20 protein-coding genes and 1 riboswitch are annotated in these 17,583 nt (G+C 52.6%); of the genes, 10 read left to right on the forward strand and 10 right to left on the reverse strand.

Translation table 11 applies throughout. The features are described 5' to 3' along the window. Positions 1-298 precede the first annotated feature (298 nt). The 5 genes from ACFQ88_RS09635 to ACFQ88_RS09655 form a co-directional block, all read right to left on the reverse strand. Positions 299-1,189, reverse strand: coding sequence for a nucleoside hydrolase (locus ACFQ88_RS09635; RefSeq protein WP_379453952.1), 891 nt, complete (start codon positions 1,187-1,189; stop codon positions 299-301). 15 nt (positions 1,190-1,204) lie between these two features. Next, positions 1,205-1,990: a hypothetical protein gene (locus ACFQ88_RS09640; protein ID WP_379453953.1), complete on the reverse strand. Its 786-nt coding sequence runs from the start codon at positions 1,988-1,990 to the stop codon at positions 1,205-1,207. A gap of 207 nt (positions 1,991-2,197) precedes the next feature. Next, entirely contained in the window at positions 2,198-2,716 is a 519-nt protein-coding gene (gene paiA / locus ACFQ88_RS09645; protein ID WP_239633284.1) for a spermidine/spermine N(1)-acetyltransferase, read from the reverse strand. Between the two features lie 17 nt (positions 2,717-2,733). Beyond that, positions 2,734-3,186 carry a MarR family winged helix-turn-helix transcriptional regulator gene (locus ACFQ88_RS09650; RefSeq protein WP_239633287.1) on the reverse strand — a complete coding sequence of 151 codons (453 nt, stop codon included), beginning with the start codon at positions 3,184-3,186 and terminating at the stop codon, positions 2,734-2,736. A gap of 162 nt (positions 3,187-3,348) precedes the next feature. After that, on the reverse strand, positions 3,349-3,588 hold the full coding sequence (locus ACFQ88_RS09655; RefSeq protein WP_239633289.1) for an alpha/beta-type small acid-soluble spore protein: 240 nt from the start codon (positions 3,586-3,588) through the stop codon (positions 3,349-3,351). A 102-nt stretch (positions 3,589-3,690) separates the two neighbouring features. On the opposite strand from ACFQ88_RS09655, the gene ACFQ88_RS09660 reads away from it, so the two are divergent. Both ACFQ88_RS09660 and ACFQ88_RS09665 read left to right on the forward strand, forming a co-directional pair. Further along, positions 3,691-4,548, forward strand: a complete 858-nt coding sequence (locus ACFQ88_RS09660) for an ATP-dependent DNA ligase (protein ID WP_379453954.1) — start codon at positions 3,691-3,693, stop codon at positions 4,546-4,548. Positions 4,549-4,752: 204 nt separating this feature from the next. Beyond that, positions 4,753-5,619 (forward strand): YitT family protein, encoded by an 867-nt coding sequence (locus ACFQ88_RS09665; RefSeq protein ID WP_379453955.1) that lies wholly within the window; start codon positions 4,753-4,755, stop codon positions 5,617-5,619. A 90-nt stretch (positions 5,620-5,709) separates the two neighbouring features. On the opposite strand, the gene ACFQ88_RS09670 is transcribed toward ACFQ88_RS09665, so the two are convergent. The 3 genes from ACFQ88_RS09670 to ACFQ88_RS09680 form a co-directional block, all read right to left on the reverse strand. Continuing rightward, positions 5,710-6,237, reverse strand: a complete 528-nt coding sequence (locus ACFQ88_RS09670) for a DUF1572 family protein (protein WP_379453956.1) — start codon at positions 6,235-6,237, stop codon at positions 5,710-5,712. Positions 6,238-6,342: 105 nt separating this feature from the next. After that, positions 6,343-6,663, reverse strand: a complete 321-nt coding sequence (locus tag ACFQ88_RS09675; RefSeq protein ID WP_379453957.1) for an SPW repeat domain-containing protein — start codon at positions 6,661-6,663, stop codon at positions 6,343-6,345. A 198-nt stretch (positions 6,664-6,861) separates the two neighbouring features. Beyond that, positions 6,862-7,743: a CAP domain-containing protein gene (locus ACFQ88_RS09680; protein ID WP_379453958.1), complete on the reverse strand. Its 882-nt coding sequence runs from the start codon at positions 7,741-7,743 to the stop codon at positions 6,862-6,864. Positions 7,744-7,748: 5 nt separating this feature from the next. Then, positions 7,749-7,882, reverse strand: a riboswitch (cyclic di-AMP (ydaO/yuaA leader). Between the two features lie 329 nt (positions 7,883-8,211). Between ACFQ88_RS09680 and ACFQ88_RS09685 the strand changes: the two genes are divergently transcribed. The 3 genes from ACFQ88_RS09685 (at position 8,212) to fdhD (ending at position 11,926) form a co-directional block, all read left to right on the forward strand. Next, a complete protein-coding gene (locus ACFQ88_RS09685) occupies positions 8,212-8,583 on the forward strand; it encodes a Na-translocating system protein MpsC family protein (RefSeq protein WP_379453959.1) in 372 nt (123 codons plus the stop codon). A gap of 194 nt (positions 8,584-8,777) precedes the next feature. Then, entirely contained in the window at positions 8,778-11,129 is a 2,352-nt protein-coding gene (locus tag ACFQ88_RS09690) for an FdhF/YdeP family oxidoreductase (protein WP_379453960.1), read from the forward strand. A gap of 5 nt (positions 11,130-11,134) precedes the next feature. Continuing rightward, positions 11,135-11,926 carry a formate dehydrogenase accessory sulfurtransferase FdhD gene (gene fdhD, locus ACFQ88_RS09695; RefSeq protein WP_379453961.1) on the forward strand — a complete coding sequence of 264 codons (792 nt, stop codon included), beginning with the start codon at positions 11,135-11,137 and terminating at the stop codon, positions 11,924-11,926. Here the strand turns inward: fdhD and lepB are convergent. Next, positions 11,916-12,389, reverse strand: coding sequence for a signal peptidase I (gene lepB, locus ACFQ88_RS09700; protein ID WP_239633307.1), 474 nt, complete (start codon positions 12,387-12,389; stop codon positions 11,916-11,918). The genes fdhD and lepB overlap by 11 nt on opposite strands. Positions 12,390-12,452: 63 nt before the next feature. Further along, positions 12,453-13,307, reverse strand: a complete 855-nt coding sequence (locus ACFQ88_RS09705) for a LysR family transcriptional regulator (protein WP_379453962.1) — start codon at positions 13,305-13,307, stop codon at positions 12,453-12,455. 146 nt (positions 13,308-13,453) lie between these two features. Between ACFQ88_RS09705 and ACFQ88_RS09710 the strand changes: the two genes are divergently transcribed. From ACFQ88_RS09710 to ACFQ88_RS09730, 5 genes are all read left to right on the forward strand, one after another. Then, a complete protein-coding gene (locus ACFQ88_RS09710; protein WP_379453963.1) occupies positions 13,454-13,801 on the forward strand; it encodes a DMT family transporter in 348 nt (115 codons plus the stop codon). Then, entirely contained in the window at positions 13,801-14,115 is a 315-nt protein-coding gene (locus ACFQ88_RS09715; RefSeq protein ID WP_239633313.1) for a DMT family transporter, read from the forward strand. Before ACFQ88_RS09710 ends, ACFQ88_RS09715 begins: the two co-directional genes overlap by 1 nt. Before the next feature lie 154 nt (positions 14,116-14,269). Continuing rightward, entirely contained in the window at positions 14,270-15,727 is a 1,458-nt protein-coding gene (katA, locus tag ACFQ88_RS09720; protein WP_379453964.1) for a catalase KatA, read from the forward strand. 159 nt (positions 15,728-15,886) lie between these two features. Continuing rightward, positions 15,887-16,384, forward strand: a complete 498-nt coding sequence (locus ACFQ88_RS09725) for a hypothetical protein (RefSeq protein WP_239633317.1) — start codon at positions 15,887-15,889, stop codon at positions 16,382-16,384. A gap of 204 nt (positions 16,385-16,588) precedes the next feature. Further along, positions 16,589-17,371, forward strand: coding sequence for a sugar phosphate isomerase/epimerase family protein (locus tag ACFQ88_RS09730; RefSeq protein ID WP_379453965.1), 783 nt, complete (start codon positions 16,589-16,591; stop codon positions 17,369-17,371). Positions 17,372-17,583: the final 212 nt, after the last annotated feature.

The following is a 17,583-nucleotide window of genomic DNA, read 5'->3' on the forward strand; positions in this document are numbered from 1 at the left end:
AAGTGGTGTCCGATAGCATGCCCCCAATAGCCTTTTTCACCCAAGTAACCGACAGCAAGGGGGCGGGAGGCTGCCAGGCGCCGGGACCCCGATCAATAAACCATTTCATGAAGTACTGAGCAAGGAGCCTCGCTTTGCACATCCAACTATAGGGGGTCAGTTGCTCTCCCACCAAGACACGGCAAAACGCAGCCTATGCCCTGAATATACCTTAATCGGAATATTCCTGTCAAGGAATATTATCTGGATTGGGAAGGCCAACCGAAACGAAGCGGTTGGCCTGGCAGCCGACGCATGCTCAGCAAACGACGGAGAAGTAATGCGCAAAAAATGCATCGCGATCTACCGATGAAGCAATGGTGTAGAGCCCATTCCCGTCTTCGCGGAAGCTCATCATTCCCCACCGGTCCACGTGAACCGTGTCTACTTCCACCAGTCCACGCCGGTATTTGCATAGCCCAGGCTCGAATAAACAAGCTGCGGCAAGCGGATCGTGAAACGTCATGTGATGACGCTCCAGCCAAGGCGTCCCGAAATCCTCCACGCATCTCATAAGCCGGGAACGGAATAGATCGGGGCGCTCGTCCTTTTGCAGCACGAGCTGAGTCGTCACATTAAGTCCGTAAGTGATGTGGATAGGGGCTTGGGTGTTATATACGATGGCACTGGCATGAGGATCGGCCCATGAATTCCAGTTGCCCATAGGCATATCGGCACTCGCTTCCAGCTCTTGAGAGAAAACGCCGCTCATCACATGCAATTCCTTCAACAGCATGGGGATTTCCGGATCGGTCAAAAACAATACGGCTACATTGGTAAGCTGACCTACAGCCAGAAGGGAGATCTCGTGCGGATGGTCACGAATCACTTTTCGCATGAAATCGACGGCTTGGTAACTGGGAAAAAAAGTCCCATGCTCCCAATTCGATAGTCTGCTAGCGCCGTCCGGAGTAGGATATACCGGGCTCGGAAGCAGCGGCTTGTCCGCCCCGGCCATAATAGGAATATGTCTGCCTGCCGCCCGGCAGATCGCATCGGCAACCATCGCTCTTCGTTCCGCTTCGCCGCTGACGGTAGTGATCCCCATCAATTCGCAGGAAGGGTGGCGAAGCAAATAAGCCAAGCATAGCGCATCGTCAATATCTCCGCCGATATCCGTGTCCAGCAGCACTTTTTTCGTTGTCCTCACGGCTCCTCCGATAGATCAGGCGTCTTGCTTCTGGAGCTTTGCCGGGTTGTTGATCTTATAAGGGACCGGATGCTTGGTTAGCTTTTTCGCTACAACCTTGGCTTCAAACGTCAAGATATCGCCGACCTCGAGCTCCAGCTTCTTGAGCGTGGCGCTGTAGCTGGACCAGGCTTCGCCCAGTGCGGTTTCCGGCTCTGTTATGGAAACCTCCTCATAAATGACGACCTCATCGTCCGTGTCGGAGAAATGGTTAGGCACTGTCGTAAACTCCTTGACGGTAGCGGTCATTTTGACCTTTTCCTCAGGGAGCTGAATTTTGGCCGCCTTTTCCTTCTTGGCTTTTGCCTTTGGGGGTTCGGCTGCCTGCGTTTCACCGTTGGTTCCTTCTTCAGATTTAGCGACATCCTCGGCTGGTGCTTCCGCTTCAGCCGCTTGACTCGCCGGCAGCTCGGCAGCCGCTGTGTCCTGCTGCTCCTCTGCAACCGCGGAGGCTTCCGGTTCGGCAGGCTCCTCAGCCGCGGATATAAATCGCTGTCCGAAGCTTGACGCCTGCATCTCCTTCAAATAGGAGGGATGAATGCAGTGCTGCCGCTTGTCCTCGAACTCAATGACGGCGGTCATTTTGTCGACGTAGCCTACGATGCTGCAGACAACGTTCAGGCCGCTTCCTTTGTAGTAAAACGTCTTGGTTTTGGCCGCTTTCTCGGAAAGCAAGCCCCATTCTTTGCATTTGTCGATGAGCTCCGACTCGGATTCGAAAGCTGTATACGTTCCAGGTGCAATGACGAAAGCTTGTACCATATTTTCTCCGCCTTTCTGTTTATACAATATCATTTTATCATTTTTTTGCTTGCAAGGCTGGTTGTTTACGGAAGGTCATTCCAGAAATAGAAAAACCGGCCCCGCCATAAGGAGCCGGCTTACTCACACCTACACCGACCAATCCAACCATGGAAGAAATCTCTTTTACATAATGGTGTCGACTGGGAATAAACTGTCAGAGATACGCTATGCGAGAGTTTTGGTCATGATAATATCTATTTGTTCTTCATCACCCATATAGAAAGAGTGGGATCCTGTTGGAATAAACCCCATTTTGTTATAAAAGGCAATGGCATTCGCATTTTCTTCCCAGACCCCTAGCCAGATGCTCTCCTTATTCCGTTCTATCGCTAGCTCTATAGCTTTATTGATTAGATACTTACCGAGCCCTTGTTTGTGAAATGTGCTCCTTATATAGATCCTCTCTACTTCGAGCGAAGCATCGCCCATTTTTTCGGATTGAGCATCACCGGTGTTTACTTTTAAATATCCGGCCATTTCCTCATTAGAATAAATAAAATAGAATTCCGAAGACATATTCGATAGTTCTTTTTCTAGTTGAGGTAAGTTAAATGCTCTTTCCAAGTAGGCTTTCATATGTTCAGGTGAATTTTGATGCTTAAATGTCTCATTAAATGTTGCAACACTAATTTCTTGGAGTATGCCCAGATCCTCAACCGTACACTTTTTAATATTTATAGTCATGTTATTTGTCTCCTTAATCAGTAGTTCCTCTTGTTTCCCTTTTTTACAAATTCCCAGTCTTTTTCTACATTTTTTCTGACTCTTTGCAGCAGGTTAAACAGGGTGTCCGCTTCATCTTCGGACAATCCGGATAGTGCGACCTTATTGGAATGATCGTTTTCCTTTTTTATAAAAGGGTAAACGGCCTTTCCTTTTTCCGTAGGAAGCAGTTTTCTAATTTTTTGGTTATGGGGATCATCATTTTTCTCAATAAATCCGTTCAGCTCAAGCTTCTTTATAGCACGAGCAGCTGTTGTCCGGTCTACCTTAATCATTTCGGCTAACTTTTCTTGAATAATGCCCGGATTTTCACATATTCGCACGAGGTACAGGTATTGACCTTTCGTAAGGTCATATTGTTTAAATTCTATATTGCTTATGGAATCCAGTGACCTGGCGATCATTCCAACCTCACGTAAAACTTCCTTCATATTGTCAACTCCGCGAATATGGTATTTTTCAAGTGCGTAAGAAAAGAGTATCGTATTTTTGTTGTATTTGCAACAAAATTTCTGCCGAAGAGGAAGGTATATACAGGAAAAAACAACCCGCCGAAGGTCGACGGGTTGTTCATTGGCATAGGTTATGCGGTTTTAGAAGCGGTTGCCGGAAAACTGATTGCCGGAAAGCTGCTGCTCTGCGATTTGCACCAAGCGGCGGACCATATGACCACCAATGGCGCCGGTATCCCGGGTAGCCATATAGCCATAATATCCATCCTGCGGAATTTGAATGCCAAGCTCCTGTGCAACCTCATATTTCAACTGCTCCAATGCGCTCGACGCCTGTTGAACAACGATCTGATTGCTGCTTCTGGATTGACCACTAGCCATATTTTAACTTCCTTTCCTAATAGAGTAATTCTATGTTCCCCCAACTATTCCCTAATTATTCATAGCTATTATTCATGTTAAAATGGACATTAGGTGATGGTTATGTTTATCTCTCCCATGCGTATGGATGCCAGGGAAAAGCCCTTTTCCGATCAGGCCTATGTATTCGAGCCCAAAATCGACGGGCATAGATTGCTATTATCGAGAAACGGTGCAGAGACCCGGCTTTTCACAAGGGAACGGCGCGAATGCACGCGGCAATATCCCGAGCTGTTGAACGTTCCTGCGGACGGCGACATCGTATTGGACGGCGAAGTGAGCTGTATTGATGCGGAAACGGGAGCGGAGGCTGCCGGATTGGCCGAAGAGCGGCTGATGCTTGCCGACTCTCGGAAGATTCATTCCTTTTCGTTGCAAAAACCGGCACAATATCATGTTTGGGACATTTTATTTTATAAAGGGAGAGATTTGCGGGGATTGCCTCTCGTAAGGCGCCGCGCGATTCTCGAGTCGGTGCTGCCCGAAAATGAGGCGTTTCGTCTCGTTCCGCAAACGGACGGCCATGGTGAAGCTTTATACCGTACCATTGTGGAACGTCATATGGAAGGTATGGTAGCGAAGCGCAAAAGCAGTCCGTACGTTTCCAGATGGTCGCACGACTGGATTAAAATTATGAATTACCGTCATGAGGAAGTTGCTATAACGGGTTACCGCAAGGATGGCTTCGGCTGGCTTCTATCGAAGGAAGAGGAAGGCGTTTGCCGGCCGGCCGGCATGCTGGAGCAGGGCGTTCATTTAAAGCACAGAAAAGCATTCAAAAAGCTCAGCAAAGCGCTTGTATCCGGGGAAGACGAGCAGTTCGTCTACTTGATGCCGCAAATTCAAGCCAAAGTGAAAAGCATAGGCTGGACGCGTCACGGACTATTGCGCAGCCCGGAATTAATTGAGCTGAAGCTGTAACACATGCTGCAATCAAGCGGACAAGCATTACGTAGAGTGGCTGCTTTTGCAGACAAATTTGACAAAGCTTCACGTTAAACTGACACCGACTCTTGCCTCGAGGCAAGGGTTTTCTTTTTGGGGCTAACCGTAGCCTGCCTAGTGAACATGATTTTGAATCGATGGGGGAATGGTAAAAAGAAAAACGACAGGAGCAGGAAGAGCATGGCGCGAATGCATAAAAAGATGAAAGCCGCCGATTTCGTGAAGAAGTTTATTTTTATTTCCATCGGCGCTGTGATGATGGCGGTTGCCCTCGAAATTTTTCTCGTTCCGAACGAAATTATCGACGGCGGCATTACCGGGATATCCATCGTGTTATCGGCGCTGACCTCGCTGCCGCTGGGTCTGTATATTTTCTTCATCAACGTCCCGTTTCTGGTGATCGGCTACAAGCAAATCGGCAAAACCTTCGCTTTTTCCACCCTATACGCGATCGGGCTCATGTCGGTGGTCACCGCATTTTTGCATCATGTCGAGCCGTTTACGACGGAAAAGATTTTGGCGGTGCTGTTCGGCGGACTCATTCTCGGCGCGGGTATCGGACTGGTGCTCCGTTTCGGCGGCTCGCTGGACGGCTCCGAAATTGTCGCGATCTTACTATCCCAGCGGTTCCGCATGTCCGTCGGACAGATCATTATGTTTATCAATGTGTTTATTTTTATTATAGCCGGCTTCGTATTCGGATGGGATTCGGCGATGTATTCGATTTTTACATACTATATTGCATCGCGGGTTATGGATATCGTAGTGCAAGGGTTGGACGAATCCAAATCGGTCACCATCATTTCGAACGAATATCAAGAGATATCGGACGCCATCATTAGCCGTTTAGGGCGCAGCACGACCTATATTTATGCCAAGGGCGGATACTCGCAGGAAGACACGCAAATGATCTATTGTGTGGTTACAAGGCTGGAGGTTTCGAAGCTCAAGTCGATCGTGCAGGAAATTGACGAACGGGCGTTTATTTCGATCCAGCAGGTTTCCGATGTACTGGGAGGCAACTTCGAGAAAAACAGCATTCATTGAGAAAGCCTTTAACTCATCTCTATCGATGCGCAGCAAAAAGCAAAAAGCAAAAAGCCGCACTCCATAGTAAGGATTGCGGCCCTGATTGAGTTAAGGCTTGAAGCCTCGGGATTGGCCCTTGGCTATACTCAGCGTCTGCCAATGAGCGCTTCGGAGATGCTTCGCCAAGTATACCATTTGGCCGACATGGTAGCCGTAATGGGACACCTGACGCTGGATCGCTTGCAGCACCGTATGGGCTTCTCCGCGAATCGTCACGGTACGGAGCACATCGTCCGGCCCGAGGTCTTCCAAAGCGGCGAACAGCGCGCTCCAGCCTTCCTCCCATAACTGCAGCAGCTGTTCCCGATCCAACGCTCCCGATTCAAATTCGCCATCCCTGTCCCGGGTCGGCTTCTCTCCGTCGGAAGTAAGGAAATCGGCCCAACGCGACAGCATATTGCCGTGCATATGCTTAATGATGATCTCCATGGAATTCGATTCAGGATCGGGCGCGGCTCGGAACTGAGAAGCTTCCAGCTGCTCCATGGCACGGTCGGCGAGCTTTTTCATGCTGCGAAAGGTTTGAATGGTATCCTGCAGAAAGTAAGCGGCTACTGATGATGCTGATGTTTCCATAACGATCATCCTCCATTTCCTGGATCACTACCTTTCCAGAATAAAGGAAAAAAAGCCGCCTGTATATAAACCGGGACTATCAAAATAGATTGCAGCGCTTACAATTCACAATTCGTCGTTCATGGTATAGTAATTGAGCATTACTGTGGTTATGCCTAGGACGATATAAACCACATAATCCGCAAAACCGGTCAAGAACGCGAAAGGGAAAATAATGAACCAGACCCCGGCCATTAGGGAAATCCAGTTCAGCCACGAACCCCAGCCTGATTTCTTCAGCATAAAGCCGAGGAAAGAAGCTACCGCTTGAATCGTTCCTCCAACGATGCTCGTAACAACCGCACCTTCATGATTGAAATCAATCCAGAACGGAGCGAAAATAAACAAGAGACCAATCAACGCAGCCAGCAAATGACGAACCGCCATGATTACACCTCCCGAAAGAAATAGCTAAATGCAGATTATGCTATATGTATATGCAAACGGTTACAAAATGTTCGAATATTCTAAAAATTCAACTTTTATCTGTCCCGATATACCGTCCTTTCATGAGTGAACAGCACCCGGAAAACAGAAAAAAGCCCCGATGCATAAAGCATACGAGGCTGTCTGATACTATCCGTATTAGTTAGCGATGAATTCTTGTACCCACTCGCCGTTGTAGTAAGCAACGCCGATTTTGGTGTAGTTAGGGCTCATGATGTTTTGACGGTGCCCAGGGCTGTTCATCCAGGAGTTCATAACCTCTTGCGGACTGCGTTGACCTTTAGCAATGTTCTCGCCGGCATAAGAGTAGCTGATACCGTAAGTCTTCATCATGTCGAACGGAGAACCGTAGGTCGGCGAATTATGATCAAAGTAGTTGTTATTGTACATGTCTTTTGCCTTATCAAGTGCCATATTGGACAAAGCTTTGTCTTCTGTCAGGGCACCCAGACCTGCTTTGGCGCGCTCTTGGTTTACCAGGTTGATGACCTCGGTAGCGAATGCGGATTGCTCGCTAGTGCCTTCGTTGACCGTGCCGCTGCCTGTATTTCCCGTGCTGCCGCTGCCGGTATTGCCGCCGTTAGCGGATCCGTTGTCGACATTGCCGGTATCGCCGCCATTGTCAACGTTTCCGTTGTCGACGGTACCGCCGTTATCCTCGCTGCCGTTGTCAGCTGTGCCGCCATCGTCGACATTGCCTTGACCGGCGCCGTTACCAGGATTCACGGAAGGAATGCCGAAGTTGCAGTTCCAATCATTGTTGCTGCCGTTGCCATTGCCGACAGGAATTTGAGTCCAATATCCACCGGCATAAACGTTATTGCTGCCAGTAGGGATAGAATGCCACTGGCCTTGTTGTCCTTGCAGCAAAGAATTCAGGTCAATGCCGTATTGCTTGGTCAAGCTGGACAGCGTGCTATCGGAAATTGTATTTAACGGAGCCGCAGATGCAGCGCTCACGCCGATAATCGGGCTCAAAGCCAGTACACCTGTCAAAACAACTTTTTTGAAACGATTCAAAAAAATCCTCTCCTTTTCGCGGCCTACGAGGTTAGCTGACGGATTCGGGTCAAAGAGCAATCACCCTGCCGCAATAGGCGGCTTCACCCCATGGAATGGATCCCCCGTGCTTTCTATTAAGCTTCGGCCTTAATTTTGATAGTTTTGCTTCCGGTGTCCATGACCAATAATCCGGTACGGATCGTTCGGAGCCATTTCATTGTAGCATGGGCCAAGGCGCATTTCATGGCACAAAGTCTTCCAGCGGCTCTATGAAACTTCAATAAATGCCCGTCATCTCTAGCCATTTTACATAGATAAGAGCATTCTGCAATTCTCGAAAAATAGCAGCCGCACACGCCGGATCCTGCTTAATCGAGCTGAGCTGGGATATGTGTAAGGGAACCCTCTTTTTGCCGCATCCATTGAACAAACCTGAACTCCGTGATAAAATTTGGATGTAAATCCGGTAAATGAGGACGTCCCGATATGAACAAAACGGAAGCGGAATTCAGCAATTTAGTGAAAGCGTTTCGAAAGCGTCATATGGGCAAAGGTCCGCGGGAAATCCGCACGACATTTTGCAAGTGCTGGGCTATTTGCGAGATGGAGGGGAACCTTTCGCCCGTTGAGAAGTTTATCGCCTCGGCAGCGGACGGAAAGCAGGTATTGCGTTCCGCGAGGACCGAGATGGTAAAGGAAATGTACAAGAACAACCCGCCGATAGAGATGGAGCAGCTGCTCGGCGCCCGTTTCCTGGAATTATATGTAGACATCGATTTGGAAAAAGATTTCGGCATGTCCATCTTCGTCTTCGATCAGGACATCGAAAGCAAATTCGCCGCTCCGAGACATTTATGAGTCTGACAGGCTCATGAGCAATGACGATTATTCAAATAACCTGAGCATCATGTAGCATCCATCATAATGTGCCGTTGGCACTTGGCAGCGACCCTGCTTAAGACTAACCGCCGCAACAGACCTACCCTTTATTTTTTGCGATAAGAGGGCTTGTCTGCTGCGGCTTTTTATTTGAGTTCATAGGAGGATACAAGATGGGAACAACGAAGCACACCGGTCCGATCAAGCTTCCCAAACAGCCTGATCCGAAGCTGTGGGTGAGCAAAGCGCCTTTCGGCCTCGGGCGGGTGAAGCCGCACCATATCAAGGAAACGGCGAAGATCGCCTGGGAGAACCGCGATCAGCTGCCTTATGCTTACCGCATTCTGACGCAGGGCGTATGCGACGGCTGCGCTCTCGGCGTGTCCGGCCTGTACGACCGGACATTGGAAGGCCCGCATCTATGCACGACGCGTCTGAACGTGCTCCGGCTTAGCACGATGCCCGCAATCAAGCCGGAGGAGCTGCACCGGGACATCGACGAGCTGGCCCGGCTCGACAGCACGGCACTGCGCAAGCTCGGGCGCATCCCGTATCCGCTGATCCGGCGCCAAGGGGAGAGGCGCTTCTCCCGGCTGACTTGGGACGAAGCGCTGGAGATGATCGCGGCGAAGATCCGCTCGATCGACCCGAAGCAGCTGGCCTTCTATTTGACGGCGCGCGGGATTACGAACGAGAGCTACTATGCGGCGGCCAAAGTCGCCCGGCTCCTCGGCACGAACAACATCGACAACGCGTCGCGCATTTGCCATTCTCCTTCAAAGACGGCGCTGAAGCGGTCCGTGGGCATAGGCGCCTCCAGCTGTAACTACAAGGACTGGATCGGCACCGACGTGCTCGTGTTTTGGGGCAGCGTAGCCGCCAACAACCAGCCGGTTTCGACCAAATATATGTACGCGGCCAAGCGGAAAGGAACGAAAATTATCGTCATCAATCCGTACTATGAGCCGTCGATGGAACAGTATTGGATTCCTTCCATTCCGGAATCCGCTTTATTCGGAACGAGGCTCGCCGACGACTTTTACCAGGTGAACATAGGCGGCGACATTGCGTTCATGAACGGCGTCATGAAGCATTGGTTCGAGATGGAGATGGAAGCCCCCGGCAGCGCCATCGACCGCGCGTTCGTGAATGAGCACACGAACGGCTATACCGCCTTGAGAGAGCATGTCATGAAGCAGCGATGGGAGCAGCTCGAGCGCTCCTCGGGGCTCAGCCGGGAACGGATGCTGGAGTTTGCCCGCCTGCTTGCGAAGGCGAAATCCGCCGTCTTCGTCTGGAGCATGGGGCTGACCCAGCACCGGTTCGGCACGGACAACATCTCGCAGGTAGCCAATCTGGCGCTGCTGCGGGGATTTCTCGGCCGCGAGCATTGCGGCCTCATGCCGATTCGCGGTCATAGCGGCGTCCAGGGCTCCGGCGAGATGGGGGCCGACCCGTTCAGCCTGCCGGGCGGCGATTACAAGGCGGCGGACCGGAGCCGCATCGAGAAGCTGTGGGGCTTCGAGCTGCCGGCATGGCAGGGCGACATCGTCGGCGTCTCGCTGGAGAATGCGCTGCTGCCGCAGGATCACGAGCGGAAGTTGAAGCTGTTCTACACGTCCGGCGGCAACTTTCTCGAGACGATGCCGGACCCGGCCTTCGTACAGCGCTGCCTGGAGAGCGTCGATATCCGGGTGCATCAGGATATCGTGCTGAATACGTCGACGTTGGCCGACGCGCGCGAAGCGGTCCTGGTGCTGCCGGCGATGACCCGGTACGAGCAGCCGGGCGGGGGCACGTCGACGTCGACGGAGCGGATGGTCTACTTCTCGCCCGAAATCAAAGGGCCGAGAATCGGGGAAGCGCGGGCGGAGTGGGCGATCTATGCGGAGCTGGCGGTCCGCGTCGATCCGCAGAACAAGCGGCGCATCGGATTCGGCGATGCGCAGGGCATCCGCCGCGAAATTGCTCAGGCCGTCCCGTATTACGACGGCGTTCAGCATTTGGCGGAACGCGGCGATGTGTTCCAATGGGGCGGAGCGTGGCTGTGCGAGGGCGGCGTCTGTCCGACGCCCGACGGACGCGGACAGCTCATCCCGATCGAGCTGCCCGAGCTGCGCAAGCCGGAAGGGCACTTCATGGTAACGACGCGCCGCGGCAAGCAGTTCAACTCGATGATCTACAGCGATATCGATCCGTTCAACAATGCGGACCGGTACGATGTGCTGATCAACGGCGAGGACGCGGCCAGTCTCGGGCTGCGGGAAGGGGACGCCGTTGTCGTCTATAACCGGTACGGCTTGCTGCACGGGCGCGCCAAGCCGGCGGCAATTCGCCGCGGCAATATCGGCGTTCACTGGCCGGAGGGCAACAGCCTGATTCCGAAAGGCGTATATGAGCCGCATGCGGGCATACCCGAATATAACATTGCTGCCGTGGTGGAAAAGGCGGAAACCTATCACGCCTTCAAGGATACGAAGTATGTCGAGAAGCGGATCGCCGAGCTTGAGACGGAAATGGAGTGATGGGCATGGAACGTCCGGTAACGTCACGTTGGCCAATATTGAAGTATGAGTCGGGGCGGCTGCAGGAGAAGGAGGATGAGGTCGCGGACGAGTTTCCGCTTACGATCCGGGTCGACGGGGAAGAATTCGCGACGATCGTCTGCTCTCCGTCGGATTTGGAGGACATGGTCATCGGATTTCTGGCTTCCGAAGGAATGATCCGTACCATGGAGGATATCGCCAAGCTGTCGCTGGACGAGGCTCGCGGCTTTGCCGATGTGCAGCTGGCCGCCGCGCAAAATACCGGCAAAGACTGGTACAATAAACGGTTTATCGGCTCCTGCTGCGGCAAGAGCCGCCAGTTTTATTTTCATAATGATGCCCGTACGGCCAAAACGGTTATGTCCCGGACAACGATTACGCCGGAGCAATGCCTTGCGCTCATGCGCGGGCTACAGCACGCTTCATCGGACTTCCGCAACACGGGCGGCGTTCATAACGCCGCCTTGTGCACGACGGAGGAGCTGCTGACAGCCCGAACGGATATCGGCAGGCACAATGCCCTCGATAAGCTGTACGGCCACTGCTTGCGGCACCGTATTCCGCTGAAGGGAAAAGTGCTTGTATTCAGCGGCAGAGTGTCGTCCGAGGTGCTGCTGAAGACGGCCAAGATCGGCGTGGGGATCCTGCTCTCCAAGTCGGCGCCGACGCAGCTGGCGCTGCAGCTTGCCTCGGATCTGGGCATTACGGTCATCGGCTTTATCCGCGGCGATTCCTTCAATGTGTATACGCATCCTGAACGACTGTCTACGGTTTGACCTTGCCTACGATCTTCTCGAAAGGGATTGGACCCAGGTCGCGGCTGTCAAGACTGTTGGAGCGGTTATCGCCGAGGACGAAAACCGTCTTCTCGGGTACGGTTCGTTCGTTCATATTGCGGTGGTTGTAAGCTTCGCCCCGGCTGGCGGCTTCCTCCACCGCTTTTTGTATGTATGGCTCTTTTAACGGCCGCCCGTTGACGTATACTTGATCGCCTTCTACTTTGACGGTTTCTCCAGGCAGTGCGATCACTCTTTTCAAGTAGTACTGGTTCTCGTTTACTTGTACGATGACGATATCTCCGCGCTGGAACGAATGATCCTGATAATAGGTCGTATCGACGGCGAGCCGGTCTTTTGCATGATAGGTAGGCTCCATGGACGGCCCCTCTACAATAAACGGCTTGTTATACTGCGCGTAGACCGACGATAACGATACTAGCAGCGCTAAAAATAATTTCAATAAAAGCCCTCCTTTGTCCTTTGTATAAGATTTACTTCATAAAAGACGCGCAGAGAATGAGGGCTACATCCCGGATGCTTTGACCATCTCTGCAAACACGGTAAAAGCCTTGCTCGTAAACCGGTCGTTGCGGCGGACGAGGCTCGTCTTCGTATAACGGAACGGCTCGGGTACAGGGTACACCCCGATCGTTCCGTCATCTCCGTTTAGCACGGAAGCAGGTAGCAGCGTGGAGGCCAGCCCGGCGCGAACACAGCTGAGAAGCGTCTCCAAAGAGCTGATCTCGATAATATTGTCGAGGGCGAGCCCGATGCTCTGCAGCCATTGCTCCAGGATGGCGCGAAACGGGCAGCCTTTGGGGGAAACGGCCCATTTCAAAGCCGCTAGGTCCGGGTACTCATCGCCGGTGAGCGGCGTCAACAATCTCAGCTCGTCGCGGGTCGCATGCTCGCACAGCAGCTTGGCGGGCGGATAATCTCCCGTCACGAACGCGCCGTCCAGTTTATGGCTCAGTACCATATCCAGCAGATCGCCGGAGGGTCCTGTCAGCAGCGTCAGCGATACTTCCGGATGCCGGGATTGAAAGGAGGACAACGCTCTCATTAGGCTGCCGCAATTCAAGGTGTCAACGACGCCGATGCAGAGAGGACCGCTCGGGTAGGGCGTATCCTGAACCGCTCTTACGGCCTCGTCCGACATTTGCACAATGGAGGCTGCGTATTCGCGAAATACGACCCCTTTGTCCGTCAGTGACACGCCTTTGGGATGTCTGTGAAACAACGGAACGCCAAGCTCCGATTCCAGCTTCCGGATTCGTGCCGTCACATTCGATTGCACGTAATCCATCCGCTGCGCCGCACCGCTAATATTGCCTTCCTCAGCCACGGTCACAAACACTTTGAGGTCCGTCAATTCCATGCTTCCGCCCTCCCTTTGGTATCAAAAAAAATGATGGATCTATGAATATGTATCATTATACTACACGCCGATAATCCGTTACACTGGATTTCAAGCAAATTTTTACAGGGCTGAAACGAAGCTTGGAGAGGAGCGGAATCGCGGATATGAACAAATATTGGTGGTTTTTATTGTTGGCCGGGGCTTTCGAGGTAGTCTGGGTGGCGGGCTTGAAGCATTCTTCGGCATGGTGGCATTGGTTTATCACCTTCGCTTGCATACTGTTCAGCTTCAAGGTGCTGCTGGACGCAGCGGCTCGCCTGCCCTTAGGTACGGTGTACTCGGTATTCACCGGAGTCGGTACGGCGGGCACGGTCATTACGGAAATTGTGATGTTCGGGGAACCGGTTGACCCGCTCAAGCTGCTTTTTATCGCTACATTGGCAGCCGGCATCATCGGGTTGAAGCTAGTCACAGAAACGGCGGCTCCAGACTCCAAGGAGGGGAATGTCTAATGGCTTGGATTATCCTTATTTCGGCCGGACTGTGCGAAGTAGCTGGAGTTATCGCCATGAAGCGGGTTACGGTTCGCCGTGACGGGTCCTCCTATTTGCTTATGGCGTTAGCTTACATAGCCAGCTTTTCGCTGCTGACGCTTGCTATGACCGATATTTCCATGGGAACCTCCTATGCGATTTGGACCGGAATCGGCTCGGTAGGAAGTGCGGCGGCAGGGATGATTGCCTTCGGGGAGGCGAAGGATTACCGGCGTATTGCATGTATGGCTCTTATTCTTGTATCCGTCATTGGATTGAAATGGATTTCGTGATCAAGCGCTGACGGACATCCCGATAAGAATGAACGGCTTGATCATTGAATACATATACACTAGTGCGATACATATTTTTGCAGCTTGGGTAAGACATTGTGGAACCGCTTCAAGTGCAGCTCCACCAAATCATTGTAACGAGGTGAATGAGATTATGAGCGAGAACAAGAACAAGCTTACCACCAGCTGGGGCGCTCCTGTAGGCGACAACCAGAATTCCATTACGGCGGGATCGCGAGGCCCTACGCTTATTCAGGATGTGCATTTGCTCGAAAAGCTGGCTCACTTTAACCGGGAGCGCGTTCCCGAGCGCGTCGTGCACGCCAAAGGCGCAGGGGCGCACGGCTACTTCGAGGTGACCAACGATCTGACGAAGTATACGAAGGCCGACTTTTTATCCGAGGTGGGCAAACGGACCCCCGTCTTCATTCGCTTCTCGACGGTAGCGGGAGAGAGCGGCTCCGCCGATACGGTGCGTGACCCGCGCGGGTTTGCCGTTAAATTTTACACGGAGGAAGGAAATTACGATTTGGTCGGCAACAACACGCCGGTGTTCTTCATCCGGGATGCCATCAAGTTTCCGGACTTCATTCATACGCAAAAGCGTCATCCGCAGACGCATCTGAAAAATCCGAACGCCATATGGGATTTCTGGTCGCTGTCGCCGGAATCGCTGCATCAAGTGACGATTCTCATGTCCGATCGCGGCATACCGGCAACGTTCCGGCATATGCACGGCTTCGGCAGCCATACGTTCAAATGGGTCAATTCCGCAGGGGAAGGCGTTTGGGTGAAATACCATTTCAAAACCGAGCAGGGCATTCAAAACCTGGCGCCGGAGCTGGCAGCCCAATTGGCCGGAGAAAACCCGGATTATCATACGGAGGATCTCTTCAATGCGATTGCGGCGGGCGACTTCCCGGCCTGGAAGCTCTGTGTTCAGATCATGCCGCTGGAGGACGCGGATACGTACCGATTCGACCCGTTCGACGTCACCAAGGTATGGTCGCAAAAAGACTATCCGCTGATCGAGGTCGGACGCATGGTGCTCGACCGGAATCCGGAAAATTACTTCGCCGAGGTCGAGCAGGCGACCTTCTCTCCGGGGACGCTGGTGCCGGGCATCGACGTATCTCCGGACAAAATGCTGCAGGGCCGGCTGTTCGCGTATCATGACGCACACCGCTATCGGGTGGGCGCCAATCACCAGTCGCTGCCGATCAATCGCGCCCGCAGCGAAGTGAACAACTATCAGCGCGATGGACAAATGCGCTTCGATAATAACGGCGGCGGCTCCGTCTATTACGAGCCTAACAGCTTCGGCGGACCGGCGGAAACGCCGGAGAACAAGCAGGCGGCCTTTGAGGTGTCCGGCAGCGCCGACAGCGTGGCTTATGATCATCATGATCATTACACCCAGCCGGGAGATTTGTACCGTTTATTGAGCGAGGAGGAGCGTGCGCGTCTCGTCCAGACGATCGTCGGCGCCATGGCTCCGGTGGAGCGCGAGGACATCAAGCTAAGGCAAATCGGGCACTTTTTCAAGGCCGATCCGGAATATGGGCGGCGCATTGCGGAAGGACTCGGATTGCAGGTTCCGGAAGAGGAATAAGAGTAGTGAGGCAGCCGCCCTTTCGCGAAGGGGCGGCTGCCTTTCTTTTCGTTCCCTGGGCGGACGTCGTATATTTTTATTCGGCAATTAATAAAATGGAATTATGAAAGCGTTAGCATGGAGGAGGTTTGGCCCAATATCGGAAACGAGGTGATCCATGTGAGAACCCGTCTATTTGCGGAGCAATTGATCAAACAACGATTTCCGCAGCTGCGATACGTAAGAATTCATACGGATGGAAACCATAGAGCCACTATTTATGCCTGGAACGAGGAGCTGCATTTGCCGGATAAGGACATACGGAGCTTGAGGCAGTTCGCAGCCGACTATTTGCACTCGCACACCTGCTTCAAGGTGAAGCCTTACCATTTGGTCCAGGAGGACATGGTACCGCAGGTGAGCCATCTGCCGGAGGAGCTGATGCAAGCGGCCTTGAACCGAGTGCTGGATTTGGAGGGCATTCTCGAAGCTATCAATTCGATATTCTCCTACGGCGAGCTGACCTTTAACCAATATGACATGATAACCGGCGTCATTCACTTTGATTATCATTCCGAGAGCGACGTGCCTCCCAACGAACAGGAGCTGATGTCGCAATATTTGTACGAAATGGTCCCGATCGGCTCTAAGGGCGAAGTGACCTTCATAGAAGGATGATCCGCTAGAATGTGGTGCAGGCGGGATAGCATAATCGGTACAGTAAAAGAGTATCCGAGCGCAAGCTCGAATACTCTTTTTGTTTCTTGCAACGGGCTCTCGACGCACTTTTTCGCCGGTTGAAGGAGGAAACCATTGCCTCAACCAAGAATACTTGGATAACGGCGCTAGGTAACCATCCTATATCGGGAGATGATCCGAATTATGACTCGAGATGCAGGGAGCATTTATTTTGGCACGATCTTGTTGGAAAGAAACCGCTGGGCTGCGGGGAAAGAGCCTACGTACCTCGTCAGCGACTGGATTTCCAGGCTGAAGCGGGACGGCTTCGACGGGATCGAGCTGTGGGAGAACCACGCCGTCCGCGCGGGCTCAGAGGAGCTGGACAAGCTGACCGCCTCCGCTCTGCCCATATCCGTATACAATTCTTACATATCGTTCGACGATGAAGAAGAAGAGGGCAGGGAGCTGGCGGCTCAGCTCATCCGCAAGCTGGGGGCGAAGGCCGTCAAATTCAACTTCGGCAAGGAGCCGGAGAACCTGCCTATGTATATCCGCAATTGGAAACAATGGGCGGAGCGGCTTCCGGGCGATTGCCGCCTCCTGTGCGAATGCCATCCTAACACGGTGATGGAGGAGCCGCAGGCTGCCGCAGCCGCGCTGAAGGCGATGGACCGCTGCGAGGCGATCATTCATCCGTTCCATAGTCTGGGCTCGCCGAGGGACTGGTTTCGCCATCTGGGCTCGGCCATTACGCACGCCCACGTCCAATTCCGGCCTGACGGCAAGACGTTCCAAAGGCTATCCGCCCAGCCGTCCGAAGCGGCGGAGCGATTGGATATGCTGAAGGAGACGGGCTACAACGGCTCCTACACGCTGGAGTTCGTCGAGGGAACGGGGCAAGGGGAAGAGCAGGAGAAGCTGTATGAGGCTGCGCTTGACGATATGAGGTTTTTGCGGGAATGGCTCGCTGTCATTTCCAAATGATCGGTGCTCGCTTCGTCTATATCCGTTGCATCGGAACGGGTATAGACGAAGCTTTTTTTTCATACGAATGGGATTGCCATGGCAGCGCTATCGCACCATCTCATTTATCCCTTGCCATAAATTGTCTTCAAGACCGGAAGGTGTGAAAAAAGTTCCCGAGTTTGATGTCGAAAATCGTTTGGGAAGGTAGGATTCGCAACAGGGTGGGGTTA

Origin of the sequence: Paenibacillus sp. NPDC056579 (assembly GCF_042793215.1) — a bacterium.
Lineage (GTDB): Bacteria > Bacillota > Bacilli > Paenibacillales > NBRC-103111 > Paenibacillus_S.

Excerpts from the sequence above, each read along its gene's own strand:
- ACFQ88_RS09705 (WP_379453962.1), bottom strand. The coding sequence starts at position 13,307 with ATGGAATTGACGGACCTCAAAGTGTTTGTGACCGTGGCTGAGGAAGGC.
- ACFQ88_RS09685 (WP_379453959.1), top strand. The coding sequence starts at position 8,212 with ATGAACAAAACGGAAGCGGAATTCAGCAATTTAGTGAAAGCGTTTCGA.
- ACFQ88_RS09710 (WP_379453963.1), top strand. The coding sequence starts at position 13,454 with ATGAACAAATATTGGTGGTTTTTATTGTTGGCCGGGGCTTTCGAGGTA.
- ACFQ88_RS09670 (WP_379453956.1), bottom strand. The coding sequence starts at position 6,237 with ATGGAAACATCAGCATCATCAGTAGCCGCTTACTTTCTGCAGGATACC.
- ACFQ88_RS09690 (WP_379453960.1), top strand. The coding sequence starts at position 8,778 with ATGGGAACAACGAAGCACACCGGTCCGATCAAGCTTCCCAAACAGCCT.
- fdhD (WP_379453961.1), top strand. The coding sequence starts at position 11,135 with ATGGAACGTCCGGTAACGTCACGTTGGCCAATATTGAAGTATGAGTCG.
- ACFQ88_RS09665 (WP_379453955.1), top strand. The coding sequence starts at position 4,753 with ATGGCGCGAATGCATAAAAAGATGAAAGCCGCCGATTTCGTGAAGAAG.
- ACFQ88_RS09640 (WP_379453953.1), bottom strand. The coding sequence starts at position 1,990 with ATGGTACAAGCTTTCGTCATTGCACCTGGAACGTATACAGCTTTCGAA.
- paiA (WP_239633284.1), bottom strand. The coding sequence starts at position 2,716 with ATGACTATAAATATTAAAAAGTGTACGGTTGAGGATCTGGGCATACTC.
- ACFQ88_RS09660 (WP_379453954.1), top strand. The coding sequence starts at position 3,691 with ATGTTTATCTCTCCCATGCGTATGGATGCCAGGGAAAAGCCCTTTTCC.
- katA (WP_379453964.1), top strand. The coding sequence starts at position 14,270 with ATGAGCGAGAACAAGAACAAGCTTACCACCAGCTGGGGCGCTCCTGTA.
- ACFQ88_RS09730 (WP_379453965.1), top strand. The coding sequence starts at position 16,589 with ATGACTCGAGATGCAGGGAGCATTTATTTTGGCACGATCTTGTTGGAA.
- ACFQ88_RS09715 (WP_239633313.1), top strand. The coding sequence starts at position 13,801 with ATGGCTTGGATTATCCTTATTTCGGCCGGACTGTGCGAAGTAGCTGGA.
- ACFQ88_RS09675 (WP_379453957.1), bottom strand. The coding sequence starts at position 6,663 with ATGGCGGTTCGTCATTTGCTGGCTGCGTTGATTGGTCTCTTGTTTATT.
- ACFQ88_RS09650 (WP_239633287.1), bottom strand. The coding sequence starts at position 3,186 with ATGAAGGAAGTTTTACGTGAGGTTGGAATGATCGCCAGGTCACTGGAT.
- ACFQ88_RS09655 (WP_239633289.1), bottom strand. The coding sequence starts at position 3,588 with ATGGCTAGTGGTCAATCCAGAAGCAGCAATCAGATCGTTGTTCAACAG.